Origin of the sequence: Streptomyces sp. NPDC021080, assembly GCF_044333225.1 — a bacterium.
Lineage (GTDB): Bacteria > Actinomycetota > Actinomycetes > Streptomycetales > Streptomycetaceae > Streptomyces.
Window position 1 is genome coordinate 294,270 of record NZ_JBIRQM010000003.1, and the last position, 16,050, is coordinate 310,319.

The 16,050-nt window shown below is 70.6% G+C and carries 11 protein-coding genes; 5 read left to right on the forward strand and 6 right to left on the reverse strand.

Annotated features, from left to right (window positions below; translation table 11 throughout):
• Positions 1–132: 132 nt before the first annotated feature.
• Entirely contained in the window at positions 133–3,102 is a 2,970-nt protein-coding gene (locus tag ACH4S8_RS08895; RefSeq protein ID WP_398392016.1) for a carbohydrate binding domain-containing protein, read from the reverse strand.
• 327 nt (positions 3,103–3,429) lie between these two features.
• On the opposite strand from ACH4S8_RS08895, the gene ACH4S8_RS08900 reads away from it, so the two are divergent.
• A complete protein-coding gene (locus tag ACH4S8_RS08900; protein ID WP_398392017.1) occupies positions 3,430–4,449 on the forward strand; it encodes a permease in 1,020 nt (339 codons plus the stop codon).
• Positions 4,446–5,336: a TIGR03943 family putative permease subunit gene (locus ACH4S8_RS08905; RefSeq protein WP_398392018.1), complete on the forward strand. Its 891-nt coding sequence runs from the start codon at positions 4,446–4,448 to the stop codon at positions 5,334–5,336. The genes ACH4S8_RS08900 and ACH4S8_RS08905 overlap by 4 nt, the downstream gene beginning before the upstream one ends.
• Before the next feature lie 42 nt (positions 5,337–5,378).
• Here ACH4S8_RS08905 and ACH4S8_RS08910 read toward each other — a convergent pair whose 3' ends face one another.
• Entirely contained in the window at positions 5,379–6,149 is a 771-nt protein-coding gene (locus ACH4S8_RS08910) for a TetR/AcrR family transcriptional regulator (RefSeq protein ID WP_398392019.1), read from the reverse strand.
• Positions 6,150–6,429: 280 nt separating this feature from the next.
• Between ACH4S8_RS08910 and ACH4S8_RS08915 the strand changes: the two genes are divergently transcribed.
• The 3 genes from ACH4S8_RS08915 (at position 6,430) to ACH4S8_RS08925 (ending at position 10,713) form a co-directional block, all read left to right on the forward strand.
• Positions 6,430–8,142, forward strand: a complete 1,713-nt coding sequence (locus ACH4S8_RS08915; RefSeq protein ID WP_398392020.1) for an MFS transporter — start codon at positions 6,430–6,432, stop codon at positions 8,140–8,142.
• 371 nt (positions 8,143–8,513) lie between these two features.
• A complete protein-coding gene (locus ACH4S8_RS08920) occupies positions 8,514–9,626 on the forward strand; it encodes an aminotransferase class V-fold PLP-dependent enzyme (protein WP_398392021.1) in 1,113 nt (370 codons plus the stop codon).
• Positions 9,627–10,074: 448 nt separating this feature from the next.
• Positions 10,075–10,713 carry an MBL fold metallo-hydrolase gene (locus ACH4S8_RS08925; RefSeq protein ID WP_398392022.1) on the forward strand — a complete coding sequence of 213 codons (639 nt, stop codon included), beginning with the start codon at positions 10,075–10,077 and terminating at the stop codon, positions 10,711–10,713.
• A gap of 63 nt (positions 10,714–10,776) precedes the next feature.
• On the opposite strand, the gene ACH4S8_RS08930 is transcribed toward ACH4S8_RS08925, so the two are convergent.
• The 4 genes from ACH4S8_RS08930 to ACH4S8_RS08945 all read right to left on the reverse strand — a co-directional run bounded on the left by ACH4S8_RS08930 (position 10,777) and on the right by ACH4S8_RS08945 (position 15,680).
• Complete coding sequence (locus ACH4S8_RS08930; protein ID WP_398392023.1) at positions 10,777–11,934, reverse strand: hypothetical protein; 1,158 nt, start codon at positions 11,932–11,934, stop codon at positions 10,777–10,779.
• 201 nt (positions 11,935–12,135) lie between these two features.
• On the reverse strand, positions 12,136–12,903 hold the full coding sequence (locus ACH4S8_RS08935; RefSeq protein WP_398392024.1) for a thioesterase II family protein: 768 nt from the start codon (positions 12,901–12,903) through the stop codon (positions 12,136–12,138).
• Positions 12,904–12,997: 94 nt separating this feature from the next.
• Complete coding sequence (locus ACH4S8_RS08940) at positions 12,998–14,608, reverse strand: GMC oxidoreductase (protein ID WP_398392356.1); 1,611 nt, start codon at positions 14,606–14,608, stop codon at positions 12,998–13,000.
• 514 nt (positions 14,609–15,122) lie between these two features.
• Positions 15,123–15,680, reverse strand: coding sequence for a LuxR C-terminal-related transcriptional regulator (locus ACH4S8_RS08945; RefSeq protein WP_398392025.1), 558 nt, complete (start codon positions 15,678–15,680; stop codon positions 15,123–15,125).
• Positions 15,681–16,050: the final 370 nt, after the last annotated feature.

Consider the following 16,050-nt stretch of genomic DNA (forward strand, 5'->3'; position numbering starts at 1 on the left):
CGGGGGGGGGGGGGGCGCGGGGGGGGGCGGCGGGGGGGGGGGGGGGTTGGGGGGGGGGGGGGGGGGGGGGGGGGGCGCCCCCCCCCCCGACCGCGGTGATCGCCGCTTCCGTGGTCGTCCGCCGGTCGCGGGCTACTTCAGGTAGGGCCCGTCGGTTCCGATCTTGCCGGGGCCGTTCAGCACGTACACCCTCAGATTGCCCTTGCCCGGCGCGGCCACCGACAGGGTGCCGCCGGTGACGGTCTTCACGTCACCGGTGACGGCGTCCGTGTAGGTGCCGTTCGGGATGCCGGTGAACGTCGCGTCGCCGGTGACCGTGACGAGGGCGAAGCTGTCGGTCGATCCGCTGGTGTAGCGGCGCTTGAAGGCCATCGAACCGCTGATCCCGTCCGTCGAGTACTGGCCCGACTGCAGGGCCGGGATCGCCCGGCGGATCATGTTGAGCCGCTGGAGGTGCTTGACCAGCGGCTGCGCGAGGGTGGTCGCGACCTCACCGCTCGCGGAGTCGGCCTTGCCGAAGTCGGAGGCCGTGACACTCCCCGCGAGATGGTCGCCGTAGTACGCGCGTCCGGTGGTCGCCAGCGGGCAGGTCGGCCCGCAGTCGATCTGCTTGCCCGCCTGGAACTCGATCTCCGATCCGTAGTAGAGCGTGGGAATGCCGCGGAAGGTCCACATCAGGGACATGTTCTCGGCCCAGGCGTCGGTGCCGCCGCTGTAGCGGGTGCTCGACTTGTTCGGGCCGTAGTCGTGGCTGTCGACGTAGACGACGTTGTACGTGGCGTCGTTGACGGAGTCGTCGGAGTCCTTGCCGTTGTTGTAGGCGTTCTGCGCGTCGCCGAAGTTCATGTGCATGCGCATGTCGATGATGTTCATCCCGGAGAACTGGCTGCGGTCCGGGGTGTGGTAGCTGTTGCCGCTCAGGAAGGCGTTGGTGGAGGTGGGCTGGTTGCCGGTGCCGAGCTGCTCCTCGTAGTTGTACTGCTCGATGGAGGCGGTCTCGTCGTCGGCGCTGTAGTCCTTGCGTTCCTTCCAGGTGTAGAACTGCGCGGAGTGGTTCACCGAGCCGCGGTTCCACTTGTCGTTGACGAAGGCGCCGACCTCGCCGAAGACGAAGAAGTTCTTCGCCGCGTCGGTGCCGAACCGCTGGGTGACCCGGTCGTAGATGGCGGGCAGGAAGCGGCGGTTCCAGGTGACGCGCGGGATGTGGACGGCCGTGTCGAGGCGGAACCCGTCGACGCCCATGTCGATGTACTTGTCGTACGCGCCGATCAGGTAGTTCTGGACGGTGGCGTTCTCGGTGTCGAAGTCGGCGAGGTCCTCGTGCAGCCAGCACGAACGCGAGTCCTCGCCCTCCCAGTTGCCGATCCAGCACTGGTGGTAGTACGCCTTGGGGAACATGCCCGAAGTGGGGCTCGGCCACTGGCAGTTGTACAGGGTGTAGCCCTCGGCGCTCTTGCCGCCGGTGGGCTTGCCCCAGTTGAGGCAGGTGTTGCCGGAGGGTTCGGCGGTCGACCACAGGTCGCCGTTGTAGTACGACTTCCCGGACTTGGGCTCGACGGTCAGGCCGTCGTACTCGAAGCCGTCGTTCTTCTCGTCGTAGTACCAGCTCCACTGGGAGTCGCGCACGCCGTAGACGGTCGGGGTGAACAGGCCCTTGGCGCCCCAGCGGGAACTGTGGTTGTAGACGACGTCCTGGTAGATCTTCATGCCCTTGGCGTGGGCCGCGTTGATCAGGTCCTGGTAGGAGGCGCCGGCCGACTCCAGGCGCGGGTCGACCTTGTAGAAGTCGTAGCCGTGATAGCCGTGGTAGTCGTAGTCCGAGCGGTTGAGGACGACCGGGGTGATCCACACGGCCGAGAAGCCGAGCGCCTTGATGTAGTCGAGCTTGTCGACCAGGCCCTTGAAGTCGCCGCGGAACATGGGGTCGTTGTTGGCGGCGTTGCCCGACTTGACGTCCTGGCTGCCGCCGCGGTTGTTGGAGCTGTCGCCGTCGTAGAAGCGGGCGGTGAGGACGAAGTAGATGGGGTCCTTGCGCGGGTCGGTGCCGAGCGGTGTCCCCGCGGCCGGCGCGGGGGCCTTCTCCCCGGTCGTGGCGGTGGCCGCGGCGGAGGCGGGCGAGGTGTTCCCGGCCGCGTCGACGGCCTTCACCGTGTAGGTGTACTCGGTCTTCTCCTCGAGTCCGGTGTCGGAGTACACCGTCGAGCCGACGTCGGTGACGACGGTTCCCTTGGTGCCGCCCATGCGTGTGAGCTGGTACTTCGTCACGGCGGTGTCGTCGGTCGACGGGTTCCAGCTCACCACCACCGAGGTGTTGGTGGCGCTCGCGGTGACCCCGGCGGGCGTGGTGGGCGCCTGGGTGTCGGGGGTCTGGGCCGCGCAGGGGTTCGCGGCGTCGGCGGTGACGGTCCGGTCCTTCACGGTCGTGGTGCCGGACGGGATCGTGTAGTCGGCGCTGTTGTTGTTGTCCCAGACGCCGTTGCCGTTGTTGAAGGCCGCCTTGAGCGAGGTCGCCGTTCCGATGTCGAGGGTCTTCTTCCACCAGCCGGTGCAGGCGCTCTCCATGCCGACGCCGGGGACCGTCGTCCAGGAGCCGCCCGTGGGCGCGTAGTGGATGTTGGCCGTGGTCCAGCCCGACGTGGCGGTCGAGTAGTAGACGGTGGCCTGGTTGCCGGTGCCCGTTCCGGTGTCGGCGCACGGGTCGCTGTGGGCGATCACCCCGTCCTTGACGGTGATGGTGCCGCTGCCCAGCGCGTAGTTGTTGCCGCCGTTGTTGTCCCAGGTGCCGCTTCCGTTGTTGAAGGTGGCCTGGAGTCCGGTGGCCGAGCCGAGGTCGACGGTCTTCTTCACCCAGTCCGTGCAGGCCGCCTCCATCTGCACGCCCGGCACGGTGGTCCAGGAGCCGCCGTCCGGGGCGTAGTGCAGGTAGGTGGCCGGCCAGTTCTTGGTCTTCGTGTAGTAGAAGACGGTCGCCGTCGTGGAGGTGGCGGCCGTGGTGTCCATGGGGACGGACCGCGTGTCCGGCGGGGTCAGTCCGAACAGTCCGGTCACCGCCAGGAGCGCCACCAGGGCTCTCAGCGGTGGGCGTTGACGTCTGCGGCTCATGGGGCGGCTCCGATGCGCATGCGGGGAGGGGAGTTGTCCTGCAAGAAGAACCGGCAAATTCCTGAAAGCACTTGCAGCCCGGGAAGCTACAGGTACATGACACTGACGTAAAGAGATGTCACAACGACCGCGTGTGACCGGCGGCCGAGCCGCACGTGAGCCGCCCGCAAGCCGTTCGTGAGGCGCCCGGGTCCCGTGAAGGTCAAGAAACCCCCGGGCGCAGGCAATCCCCTGGTCGCCCGGTGAGAAGCTGTGGCCGAACCGGCGTATCCAAGGCGGAAGGGCATCCGCAGCCGCGCCCTTCCCCGACCGGAGGTACCTCGAAGCGTGACCATCACCAAGGAAGCCCCGCCGCCGGTCCACCGGCGGGCCGAGGACGACCGCCAGGGCCGGCAGGGCTGGAACTTCAACTCCCCGCTCGCCCTGACCATGCTCCTGCTGCTGGTCGTCGCGTCGCAGGGGCCGATCCGCGGGGCGCTGTCCGCACCGGTGATGCAGAGCTGGATGACGGTGTTCGTCGCGGTGGTCGTCCAGGCCCTGCCCTTCCTCGTCCTCGGCGTGCTGCTGTCCGCGGTCATCGCGGTGTTCGTCCCGCCGTCGTTCTTCGCCCGCGCCCTGCCGAAGCGGCCGGCGCTCGCGGTACCGGTCGCGGGAATGGCCGGGGCGATCCTGCCCGGCTGCGAATGCGCCTCCGTACCGGTCGCCGGGGCACTGGTGCGCCGCGGCGTCACCCCGGCCGCGGCCCTGGCGTTCCTGCTGTCCGCCCCGGCCATCAACCCGATCGTGCTGACCGCCACCGCCGTCGCCTTCCCCCGCGACCCGGAGATGGTCCTCGCCCGCTTCGTGGCCAGTCTTCTCGTGGCCTGCGCGATGGGCTGGCTGTGGCAGCGCCTGGGCCGCACCGACTGGCTGCGACCGCCGGCCCGCCCCGCGCACGAAGGCCTCGGCAGGGCGGCGGCGTTCTGGGAGTCGGTGCGGCACGACGTGATGCACGCGGGCGGGTTCCTCGTGCTCGGCGCGATGGCCGCGGCCACCCTCAAGTCGGTCGTACCCGCGAGCTGGCTGCACGCCGCGGCCGGGAACCCGGTCGTGTCCGTCCTGGCCCTCGCGATCCTGGCCGTGCTGCTGTCCATCTGCTCCGAGGCCGACGCCTTCGTGGTCGCCTCGCTGACCCAGTTCTCGCTCACCGCCCGCCTGGCGTTCCTCGTCGTCGGCCCGATGATCGACCTGAAACTCTTCGCCATGCAGGTCGGCACGTTCGGCCGCGGCTTCGCGGCACGCTTCGCGCCCACCACCTTCGCGCTCGCGATCCTCATGTCCGTACTGATCGGGGCGGTGCTCCTGTGAACCGGCAGGCCCAGGCGGCCGTGCTCTTCCTCGTCGGCGCGGCGGTGCTGCACGCGAGTGTCACGGACCTCTATCTGCGCTACGTCAAGGCCGGGTTGCGACCCCTGCTGCTCGCGGCCGGCGTGGTGCTGATCGCCACGGCCCTCGCCACGCTCTGGTACGAGATACGCGAGCACAGGAAGGCGTCCGGCGACCGGTCCGGCGACGTTTCCGACGCCGCGTCCGACGCCGGGAACGGGCACGGACTCGCGGACACGGCCACGGCCATGAGCCCGGGTGCGCCCGCGGGCGCACCCGGGCTCGCGCACGACCCCGCGGACACGGACGGGCACACGGACGACGCACCGGACGGCCGCGGGCATGGGGATGGGCACGAGCACCGTGAGCCGCGGATCTCGTGGCTCCTGGTGCTCCCGCTGCTCGCGCTCATCCTGGTCGCCCCGCCCGCCCTCGGCTCCTACAGCGCGATGCGCACCGGTACGGCACTGCAGGCACCCTTCGGCTACGCCAAGCTGCCCGCCGGTGATCCGGTCGCCCTCGGCCTGGTCGACTACGCGAGCAGGGCGGCGTACGACCACGGGCGTTCCCTCGGCGGCCGCCAGGTCAAGGTCGTCGGCTTCGTCGCGCTCGACCGCGCCGGTGCTCCCTACCTCGTCCGCATGGCCCTCAACTGCTGTGCCGCCGACGCCCAGCCGGTCAAGATCGGCCTGTCCGGACGGATTCCGCCCGTCCTGCGGCCCGACACCTGGCTCGAGGTCACCGGCCGCTACACGGCCAAGCGCACGAAGGACCCGGTCAACGGCGGCATCATCCCGTATCTCCAGGTCAGCGCGGCGAAGCCGGTCCCGACGCCGCACGACCCGTACGACGAGAGCTGGAACAACTGAGCCGGGAAGGGCGGGGCGGATCCACTGAGGCCCGCCCCGGGTTCAGGCCCTGCCGTCCGGGAGATAGCTCGCGAGGCCCCGCAGGATGATCTCCAGACCGATGTCGAACCTCTCGTCGGAGGAGTCCGTCACCATCACCCCGGACAGGGCCCGCAGATGGGGGAAGTCCTCTTCGGGCAGGGACGCGAAGTAGTTCTGCATCTCGTCGGCCATCTCACGCCAGTCGGGGCGGGCCAGGGAGCCGCCGCCTGCGTGCTGGGCGGCCCGGTCCTGCCACATGTCCTCCTCCAGGACGAACCCGTCGATGTAGGTGGAGATGAGGTCCCCGGCCTCCGCCGCGATGCGGTCGGGCAGTCCGGCGGTACGGAAGATGGCGAGCAACGCCTCGACGTACGGCAGCAGTTCGGCGGTGAAGGGGACGTGCGCCATGGAGATCCTGGCCATGTCGCGACGGGACAGCAGCAGCCGCCGCCAGGAGCGGGCGTACTCCCGGACCTGTTCCTGCCATCGCTCCGGGTCGGGTTCGGGCAGCGTGAAGCCGGCGAACAGTCGGGTGTACATCAGCTCCAGAAGGTCGTCCTTGGAACGGACGTAGGCGTAGAGGGCGGAGACCGCGACCTCCAGTTCGGCCGCCACCTGACGCATCGACAGCTTGTCCAGACCGGACCGGTCCAGCACGACGAAGGCCGCCTCGACGATGCGCTCGCGCGACAGCGGCTCGCGCGCCGGGGCGACGCGAGCGCGGACGGGGCGCTCGCGCTCCCAGGGGGACGGCGGAGGTGATTCGGGGGTGCCGGCGGCCGCGTCGCTCATGAACCACAGTCTAGGCGCCGGAGAGCAGTGTTCTCTCCTGGAGAGCGGCGTTCACCTTGCCTCAACGCGATATATCTTGTCTCCGCCGCGAGGTTGCGCTATATCTTAATGAACGCCGTTCTCTCGATGAGCAGTGTTCCGTTAAAGTGAACGGCGTTCTCCGGCGTCCGGTCTCCTGTCTTTCCTGTTCCTCCCTCCGTGACGACAAGCCGGGCAGTCACATCCGCCTCACCGCGCTCCGGTCGTACCTCCGGCGCGGCCTCTTCACGAGGAGTTTCCGATGTCCACCACCGGTGTCGCGTCCGCCGAGACGCCCATCGACTCACCAGCGCCCTACCGGTGGCGCTGGGCTGCGCTGTTCGTGATCCTCGCGGCCGAGGTGATGGACCTCCTCGACGCCGTCGTCACGAACATCGCCGGTCCTTCCATGCGCGCCGACCTCGGCGGCGGCGCCTCCACGCTGCAGTGGCTCGCCGCCGCCTACACCCTCTCGATGGCCGTCGGGCTCGTCACCGGGGGACGGCTCGGGGACATTCACGGACGCCGCACGATGTTCCTGGTCGGAGCCGCCGGCTTCACCCTCGGTTCGCTGCTGTGCGCGGTGTCCGTGTCCCCCGGGATGCTGATCGGCGCGCGGGTCGTACAGGGACTCTTCGGCGCGGTCATGCTGCCGCAGGGCCTCGGCATGATCAAGGAGATGTTCCCGCCGAAGGAGTCGCAGAAGGCCTTCGGCATGTTCGGCCCGGTCATGGGTCTGTCCGCGGTGTGCGGGCCGATCCTGGCGGGCTGGCTGGTGGACGCCGACTACTTCGGCACCGGCTGGCGCATGATCTTCCTCATCAACCTGCCGCTGGGCGCCGCGGCGATCCTCGGTGCCGTGCGCTACCTGCCGAGGGGCCGGTCCGAGAGCAAGCCTCGCCTCGACATCCCCGGCATGGTCCTGGTCTCCCTGGCCGCCCTGCTCATCATCTTCCCGCTGGTCCAGGGCCGTGAGTACGACTGGCCCGCCTGGACGTTCGTGATGATGGGCGCCTCCGTCGTCGTCTTCGTCGCCTTCGCCCTGTACGAGTCGCGCCGCAGCAAGGGCGGCCTGGACCCGCTGGTCGTCCCCAGCCTCTTCCGCAAGCGCGGCTTCAGCGGCGGCATGATCCTCGGGCTGGTCTTCTTCTCGGCCATGCAGGGCTTCATGCTCGTCTTCAACCTCTACACCCAGATCGGCCTCGGCTACTCGCCGCTCAAGGCGGGCCTGGTGATGGTGCCCTGGTCGGGCGGCATGATCGTCGGCTTCGGTGTCGCCCAGGGTGTCGCCAAGTTCGGCCGGACCGTGCTCCAGGCGGGCACCGTGGTCATGGCGCTCGGTGTCTTCGGCGTGTGGCTGACCCTCGACCAGGTGGGATCCGGCGTCGGCCCCTGGCAGCTCCTGCCGTCGCTGCTCGTCACGGGCATCGGGATGGGCCTGCTGATGGCCCCGTTCTTCGACATCGTGCTCGCCAGCGTGGAGCAGCACGAGACCGGTTCGGCGTCCGGCACGATGACCGCGGTCCAGCAGCTCGGCGGCGCCTTCGGCGTGGCCATCCTCGGCACGGCGTTCTTCGGTCTGCTGGGCGGCGGGATCGCCACCGCCGTCGACCACCGCTCGGACCACCTGCGGTCGCAGCTGACCGCCGCCCACGTCGCGCCCGAGGCCCAGGACCGCATCGTGGCGGGCCTGCGCACCTGCACCTCCGACCGCGCCACGGCCAAGGATCCCGCCGCGACGCCGGCGTCCTGCGCCCGCCTGGAGAAGGAGACCCGCTCCGCCGTGACCTCGCCCGAGGCCGGCGCCCGGATACCCGCCGCGCTCCAGGCCACCGCGACGTCGGCCTTCCGGAGCGGTTTCGGCTCCGTCATGCAGACGCTGCTCTGGATCGTCGACGGCATGCTGGCGCTGACGTTCCTGCTCGCGTTCCTCCTGCCGCGCCACGCGCGCCCCGAGGAGTCCGCCGGACACTGAGCCCCGGCTTCGGCACGGACCGGGTCGGCTTCGGCCTCGCCATCGAGATCGGCTCCGGCTCCGGCAGACGGGACGGCCGGGCACCTCTCCAGGGGTGCCCGGCCGTCCCGTTCCCCGTGCGGGCCGCCCCGCCCGGCGAGCCCGTACCCGGTGCGGGCTCGCAACACCCCGGACGGCGACACCCCCGGCCGGTCCGCGCGGAGTGCGGCGCCGTACCGTGCAGGCGGGTGGAACGCGCCGGGACGACGAAAGCGGCGCATCGGCCCGCCCGACCCGCGGTACCGCCCGCTCGCCCTGCGGGCCTGCCGCGACACCCGGCCGACACCCGGCCGACACCGGCCGCCCCACACCGTCCCGGAAGGACGAGTCCCGTGCTCACGTCGTACGCAGCCCACTTCGACACACCCGCCGGGTACCTCGACTTCGCACGGTTCGGCCCGCCGTCGCGGGACGCCGTGGCCGCCACCGCGCGCGCCATGGAGGAGTCCGCCCGCGCCGATCACACCACCGTGGACGGCCTGATGCGCGCGGAGACGCTCGCCCGGGACACGGCCGCGCGCCTCGCGGGCACCGACAGCCGACACACCGTACTGCTCCCCAACGCCTCCACCGGCCTGTTCCACGCCGCCCTCGGCATCCGGACGGGCGTGGTCCTCACCCCGCGCACCGACTTCCCGGCCAACCACTACCCGTGGCGCCGCACCGCCGACCTGGGCCGGGCCACGCCCCGCTGGCTCGACCCGGCGCCCGGTGGCGGGGTCACCCCCGACCTGGTCCGTGCCGCGCTGACCGACGACGTCGTCGCGGTGTCCGTCAGCGCCGTGGACTTCCGGACCGGATTCCGCGCCGACCTGGCGGCACTGCGCGAGGCGATCGGACCGGACCGGCTGCTGATCGTGGACGCCATCCAGGCGTTCGGTGTGGCCGCGATGGACTGGGACGCGGCCGACGTGGTCGTGGCGGGCGGCCAGAAGTGGCTGCGCGCGGGCTGGGCGACCGGCTTCGCCGCTCTGTCCGACCGCGCGCTGGAATCCCTGGAACCGGTCCTCACCGGCTGGACGGGCGTCGAGGACGTCGGTGTCTTCGACGGATCGGAACACCCGCCCGCCGCGGACGCGCAACGCTGGTCGATCACCAACCTCAGCCCGGTGACGGCAGCCGCGTTCGCCTCCGCGCTGGACCTCGTCGAACGGCACACGGTCGCGGCGATCGAGGCCGCCGTCGCCGAGCGGATCACCGAACTCACCGGGACCGTCGAGGAACACGGCGGCCGCGTCCTGTCCCCCACCGACCCGGCACGCCGGGCCGGCATCCTCTCCTTCACCATGCCGGACCACGATCCGTCCGTCGTCGCGAAGGCGCTGCACGCCGAGGGCGTCACCCCGACGGTGCGCGCCGACTCCCTCCGCTTCTCCCCGCACGCCTCGACCCCGCCGGAGGCGACGGAACGGGTGGCAGCGGCCTTGTCCTCGCTGGGGAACTGAATCCACGTCACCCCGGGGACGCGTCCGGCGGGGCGACCCGTCGCCGTTCCGGGAGCGGCAGTCGGCGCGCGCCGTCCTCGCGCCGACGGCCGGCCCCGCCCGAGGGACCGCGGTGGACCGTACGTCGGGTGCATCATGATCCGATGACCTCTTGGCTGAGCACCCGAAGCACATGGTTGCTGGTACCGCTGTTGTGGGCGGTCACGCTGGGAGCTGCCCTGACCGGGATCGCGTTCGACCGAACCGTTCTCGAACACTCCCCTCCGAGCCCCTTCGCCCCGCACCTCCCCATGACGGTGGGCGGCACTTTCTTCGTCGCCGTCGCAAGTGCCGGAGGGCTGCGTCGTCGACGACGCCGGATCCGGTCCAGGCCGTGCCGGACCGGGATCCGACCGTCGTCGCGATCATCTCGCTGATGTCGATCGACTCGTGACGACAGGTTGATCGGATGCGTCCGACGAAGTACGGCCATGCCTGCGTGCGCCTCGAGGACGGCGATCGGGTGCTCGTGATCGACCCGGGCACCTTCTCCGAAGGAGAAGCCCTGTCCGGCGCAACCGCCGTGCTCATCACCCACGAGCACGAGGACCACATCGACGTCGGCAAGCTCGACGCAGCCCGGGAAAGCGTTCCCGGGCTGACCGTCCACACCCATGCCGCGCCGGCCGCCGCCCTCGGCCATGGCGCGACCGCCGTCGCAGCGGGAGACACCTTCACCGCGGCCGGGTTCACCGTGCGCGCCGTCGGCGGCGAGCACGCCGAGATCATCGACGGCCTGCCCGGCTGCCCCGACATCGGCTTCGTCGTCGACGGCGTCTACCACCCCGGGGACTCCCTGTTCGTCCCCGAGGAGCCGGTCGACACACTGCTGGTCCCGGCGTCCGGTCCATGGCTGAAGCTCCGCGAGGCCATCGAGTTCGTCCGCGCCGTACGGCCGGCCCGGGCGTTCCCCATCCACGACGCCAACCTCAGCGACATCGGGATGGAGAACTTCGACGGATGGCTGCTGGAGGAACGCGGGACCGACTGCACCCGCATCCCGCCGGGTGAGTCGGTCGACCTCGAGGGACCCGGCTCCCGGCCGTGATCCCGGCCTTCCGGGCGCGTCCATCCGGCGCGACCGAGCGAGATGCCGAGGACTTGACGCCTCCTACCGACCGATGGTGAGGACCAGGGATCCGACCAGAAGCGACACGAGGATCTCGTAGCCGAGGACGACGCAGGCCAGGGTCACCACTGCCTTCTGCCACATGCGCGGTCCCCGGTGGGGAGGAAGCGCCGGCCGGAGCGCCTCTTCGGGCGCGCCCGTCTCCACGTGAGCGCGCTGCCAGTGACGCAGCGTCCGGACCTTGGCCTCGAACTCCGAGTCCCAGAGCACGCGTCCGACACGCGGCACCGGCAAGGGCGTTCGGAGACCACTCGCCTCGAGGAGGACTGTCCGGCGCCCGCCGCGGTGGGGCTCGACGGCGATCTCCTGGATCTCGTCCCAGGGGACGGTCCGGGACCGCAGCCCTCGTATCACCAGGTGGTCGGCCGTGGCCATGACGCCCCTGCCCCGGCTCAGGAAGCCCGCCACCAGCAGAAGCGAGATCGCGAGGAGTGCGCCGAGCGCGCGGCCGAGGGGCGTGGGGTGATCAGCGCCGGGACCCCCGGCGAACCCCATCATCACCGCGTCGGCCGCAAGCCAGCCGAGGAGCAGGGCCGTGGGCACCGACCGGCTCGGTGCGGGTCGCATCACCGGTCGCGCGGGCGGCCGGCCGTAGGAACATTCCCGGGCTTCGGGTTCACCGGCTGTGTCCTCGGCCCGGGCCACGCCGCCGTTGGCGAGCCACCAGCTCCGGATCGTCGCGACCTTGTCGTCGAACCGGCGGTCGCGGGAGAGGAAGCCGGAGCTGGGCATGCGGAGCGGGGTGCGGCGTCCGTCCGTCTCGTAGAGGACCACACGCCGTCCGCCGGTGATCGGCTCGACCGCGACCTCGGCCACGTCGGTCCACAGGATGGTCCGGCGGCGCAGGTTGCGGACGACGACCGCCTCGGGCGTCAGGGTCACCCCGACGTAGCGGCCCAGCACCCACAGTTCGAGCACGACCAGGACCATCAGCACGATGGACAGGAGCCGGAGCCCGAACGGCAGGCCGGGCTGTCCGGGCGGCTGGTGCGCCCGCAGCAAGGGGTTCGACGCCTGCATCAGCACGAGGGAGCCGAGGACCAGGCTCAGTGGCAGGGACTGCTGCCACGAAGCCCGGTAGCGGACTCGGTCCACCATGTCCGACGATTCCGCTCCGCCGTTGCGGGCTTCCTGGTTCACAGTCGTTCCACCCCTGCCGCGCGAACTATGCGGGGCATCATCCCTGGCCAGGGCCTGTTTGCGCAATCGCTGCCGGTTGCCCGCCCGGGCAGGGCAGCCGGCGGCCGGGGCGGGGACACGCCTTCCGTTCGCAGGCACCCGCGGCACTGCCCCGCTCCGGCCGTCCGCGAAGGTCTCACGGCGTGACGGACAGGCCGGTCCTCATACCCGGTCGGCCACCTCCAGTTGGGTGGCCATGAGGCGGACGATTTCCGTCTGGTGCCGGGCCAGGAAGAAGTGGCCGCCGGGGAAGACCTTCAGCGTGAAGGGGCCGTCGGTGTGCCCGGACCAGGCGGCGGCCTCCTCCACGGTGACCTTCGGGTCGTCGTCGCCGACGAGGCAGGTCACGGGGCAGCGCAGGGGCGGCCCGGGTTCCCAGGTGTAGGTTTCGGCTGCGCGGTAGTCCGCCCGGACGGCCGGGAGGATCATGCGCAGGACCTCCTCGTCGCCCAGCAGTTGGCGGTCGGTGCCGCTGAGGCCGCGCATCTCGGCGACGAGACCGTCGTCGTCGCGCAGGTGGACGGTCTCGTCTCGGTGCGCGGACGGGGCGCGGCGGCCGGAGGCGATGAGGGCGGCGGGTACGACGCCCCGCTCCCGCTCCAGCCGTCGGGTGATCTCGTAGGCGAGGGAGGCGCCCATGCTGTGCCCGAACAGGGCGATGGGCCGGTCGGTCCAGGGCAAGAGGGCCTCGTAGACCTTGTCGGCGAGCGCCGGTACGGAGTCCAGGAGCGGTTCGCCGCGGCGGTCCTGGCGGCCGGGGTACTGCACGCACAGCACCTCGACGCTGTCGGGCATGGACCGGGACATGGGGAAGTAGAAGCTGGCGGAGCCGCCCGCATGGGGCAGGCAGACCAGCCGGACGCGGCTGTCGGGGCGCGGGTGGAACCTGCGGATCCAGAGGCGGTTGTCCTCGGTGAGCGGGGAGTTCACGGAATCGTTCCTTTTCGGTTCGGGTTCGGCCGCCCACCGTGGCGGGGCGTCCACCGGAAGGAGAGGGGCGGGGTCGGGCTCCGCCCGCCCCTGGTCAGGAATCCGCGACGTCCTCCTTGAGGATGCGCTCGACGTTCCGCTCCGCCAGCGCCGTGATGGTCACGAACGGGTTGACGCCGATGCTGCCGGGGATGAGCGAGCCGTCGGTCACGTAGAGGTTCTTGTATCCGGCGACGCGGCCGTAGTCGTCGGTGGCCTTGCCGAGGACGCAGCCGCCGAGCGGGTGGTAGCAGAAGTCGTCGGCGAAGGCCTTGATCTGCTTGCCGAAGAGGTCGTACCGGTAGATGGTGGCGTTGGCCTTGTTGATGCGGTCGAACAGCGACTTCGCGGCTGCGACCGCGGGCGCGTTCTGGTCCCGGGTCCAGTGCAGGTCCGCCCGGTCCTTGGCGGCGTCGTAGACGAAGGTGCCGCGCTCCGGGTTCTTGGTGATGGCCAGGTAGAGGCTGGCCCAGGTCTCGACACCCGCCGGCAGGGGGGCGATCTCGGCGAAGACGGGGGTGTTCGGGTTGTCCCAGTCGTCGATGCCGAGGGCGGGGATCGACGACTGCTTGGTGCCCGTGGGGTTCCACATGTGGTTGGCGCGGGCGGTCATGATGTTGCCGTTGGGGCCCCAGCCCCCGCCGATCTCGGAGCTGAGGTTCGGGAGAGTGCCGGTCTCCCGGGCACGCAGCAGCAGTTCGGTCGAGCCGAGGCTGCCGGCCCCGAGGAAGAGGTGGCGGCAGGCGATCTCCTTGGTCGCGAGCAGCTTGCCGTCGGCGTCCCGCTGCTCGACGGTCAGCAGGTACGTGCCGTCGTTCTGCTGACGGATCGTCCTGACCTGGTGCAAGGTCTCGATGGTGACCTTGCCGGTGCCCAGGGCGGCCGCCAGGTAGCTCTTGTCGAGTGAGACCTTGCCGTGGTTGTTGCCGTAGATGACCTCGGCGGCCAGCGCGGACTTGGGCACCGCGCCGTCCGCCTCACGGCGCATGTAGTCCCAGTCGTAGACGTTGGGCACGAAGGTGGTGCTCAGGCCCGCGTTCGAGGCCTGCCCGCGCGAGACACGCGCGAACGAGTACCAGTCGGTCTGCTCGAACCAGCCCTTGTCGATGTTGTTGACCCGGAGGGTGGAGTTCGCGCGGGGGAAGTACTTGGTGTACATCTCGTCGGCGTCGACCTGGGGCAGCACCTCCTCGAAGTACGAGCGCCGGGGCGTGACCGCCATGCCGCCGTTGACGAGCGAGCCGCCGCCGACGCCGCGTCCCACGTACACGGACATCTGGTCGAAGTTGACCCGGTCCAGTACACCCGCGTAGGGCTCGATGTCCCGGTTGGCGAGGTCGAGCCACAGGAAGGAGCCGAGCGGCGCCTCGGTGCGGGTCTTGAACCAGCTGGAGCGCTTGTCGGGCTTGAGCATTCCGGAGAACACGTTGCCGTCCGGACCGGGCTGGTTCCACAGCCGGCCCATCTCCAGCATCAGGGTGGGGACCCCCGCTTCGCCGAGGCGCAGGGCGGAGACGGCCGCGCCGTAACCGGTGCCGACCACGACGGCGGGGACGAACGTGCCGCCGGAACCACCGGTCGCGGTGGCAGCGGCCGCCCGGGGGGCGGCGGTGATCGTGGTCTGCCCCGCGAGCGCGGCGGCGCCCAAGGCCGCCACTCCGAGCATGCGGCGGCGCGACAGGGGCTGGTGTGCAATCACGCTGTGTCTCCTGAGCTTTGGAAAAAGGAAAGATGAATCGGAAGGCCGGCCTGGGCGGCCTGGGATGCAACGAACCGTGCGGAGACCGCACGGAGGCCACGAGATCCGGATCGGGTGGGCCGGCCCCGTGGAGGCCGGCCCCGTGGAGGCCGGGCCCGGAGGTTCGGTTGCCCGCGCCCGGAAGAGGGCGTCACGGCACGGCCCGCTCCCGGGCGCGGGCCGTGCTCACGCATGTCGTCAGGCGTCCGCCGGGCGGGAGAGGGCAGGACGCGGCCGGTTCGGGCCGTCCCGGCGGCCCGGAGCCTGTGGTAAGCGCCGGTGAGGTGCTCGCGCACCGCGCGTGCACGCGCGCGAGCCGCTCCGCCGCGTGCCTGCCGGATACCGGGTGAGCGGCGGGTCCGGCGACCCCGCGTCCGGCCCGAGTGAGGGCCCGCGCCGGGCACCCGCGCGAGCGGGTGCCCGGCGCGGGCCCCGTGCCCGCTCACTTCACGAAGTCGTCCACGACCTGGGGCGGCCAGATGCCGACCTTGAGCACGCCCAGCGAGTAGGCACGGGAGACCAGCGCGGCGCGGTTGGGCACCTTCAACTTCCGCAGCAGGCAGGTCACGTGGTACTCGACGCCCTGTCGGCTGAGGTAGAGGCTCGACGCCAAGGGGACGGTGGAGACGCCGGCGGCGATGCCTTCGAGGATGCGCGCGTCCATCGCGGAGAGGATCTTCTTGCGCCTGGTCACCACCGGTGTCTGCTCGGCGTCCCCGGCCGTGGGCATCATGACCAGGATCGCGGTCGTGTCGGGCAGGACGCCGCGCACCGCGACCGCGGTGAGGGGAACGGTGAAGGCGGACTCCGCGCCGGGCCCCACGGCGATGACGGGCGTGACGAATCGCTGGTGTTTCCCTTCGAGTAAATTCAATAATTGACGCGTCAACGGCTGCTGCACGCTCGGGTGCACGACGTCACGGAAATTGCGACCGCATATGTCCTCGGACGATCCGTTGAACTGCCTGAAGAACTCCTGGTTCGCCTGCTGGATGGTCAAGGTTTTATCGAGGCTCGCCATGCACAGGCCCGGAGTTGCAGGTGCTGGACTCAGCAAGAGATGCCCCCCGTCGGAAACTTGGGCGAAATGAACTCGGACGCTGGCGAACGGCCCTGAAGGCTGTCAGCAGGGGCTTCATCGACCCTGGGACCAGCGGTGACTCCAGATGCGAACATCGTGCGTCACGGTCCTTGCGGGGTTCTGGTCGAGCCGCTGGCGGCGCCTTGCCGCCGTCCGCCGTCGTTTTCCGGCCCCTTGTCGAAATCCTTGCCAGACGCCTGACGCTTTCTTGCCAATCGCCGGATCTCCGGCTTGGAGGGCATCGTCCGCCATGTCAGGATCCACGGAAGAAGGTGTGAGACCAGCCAGC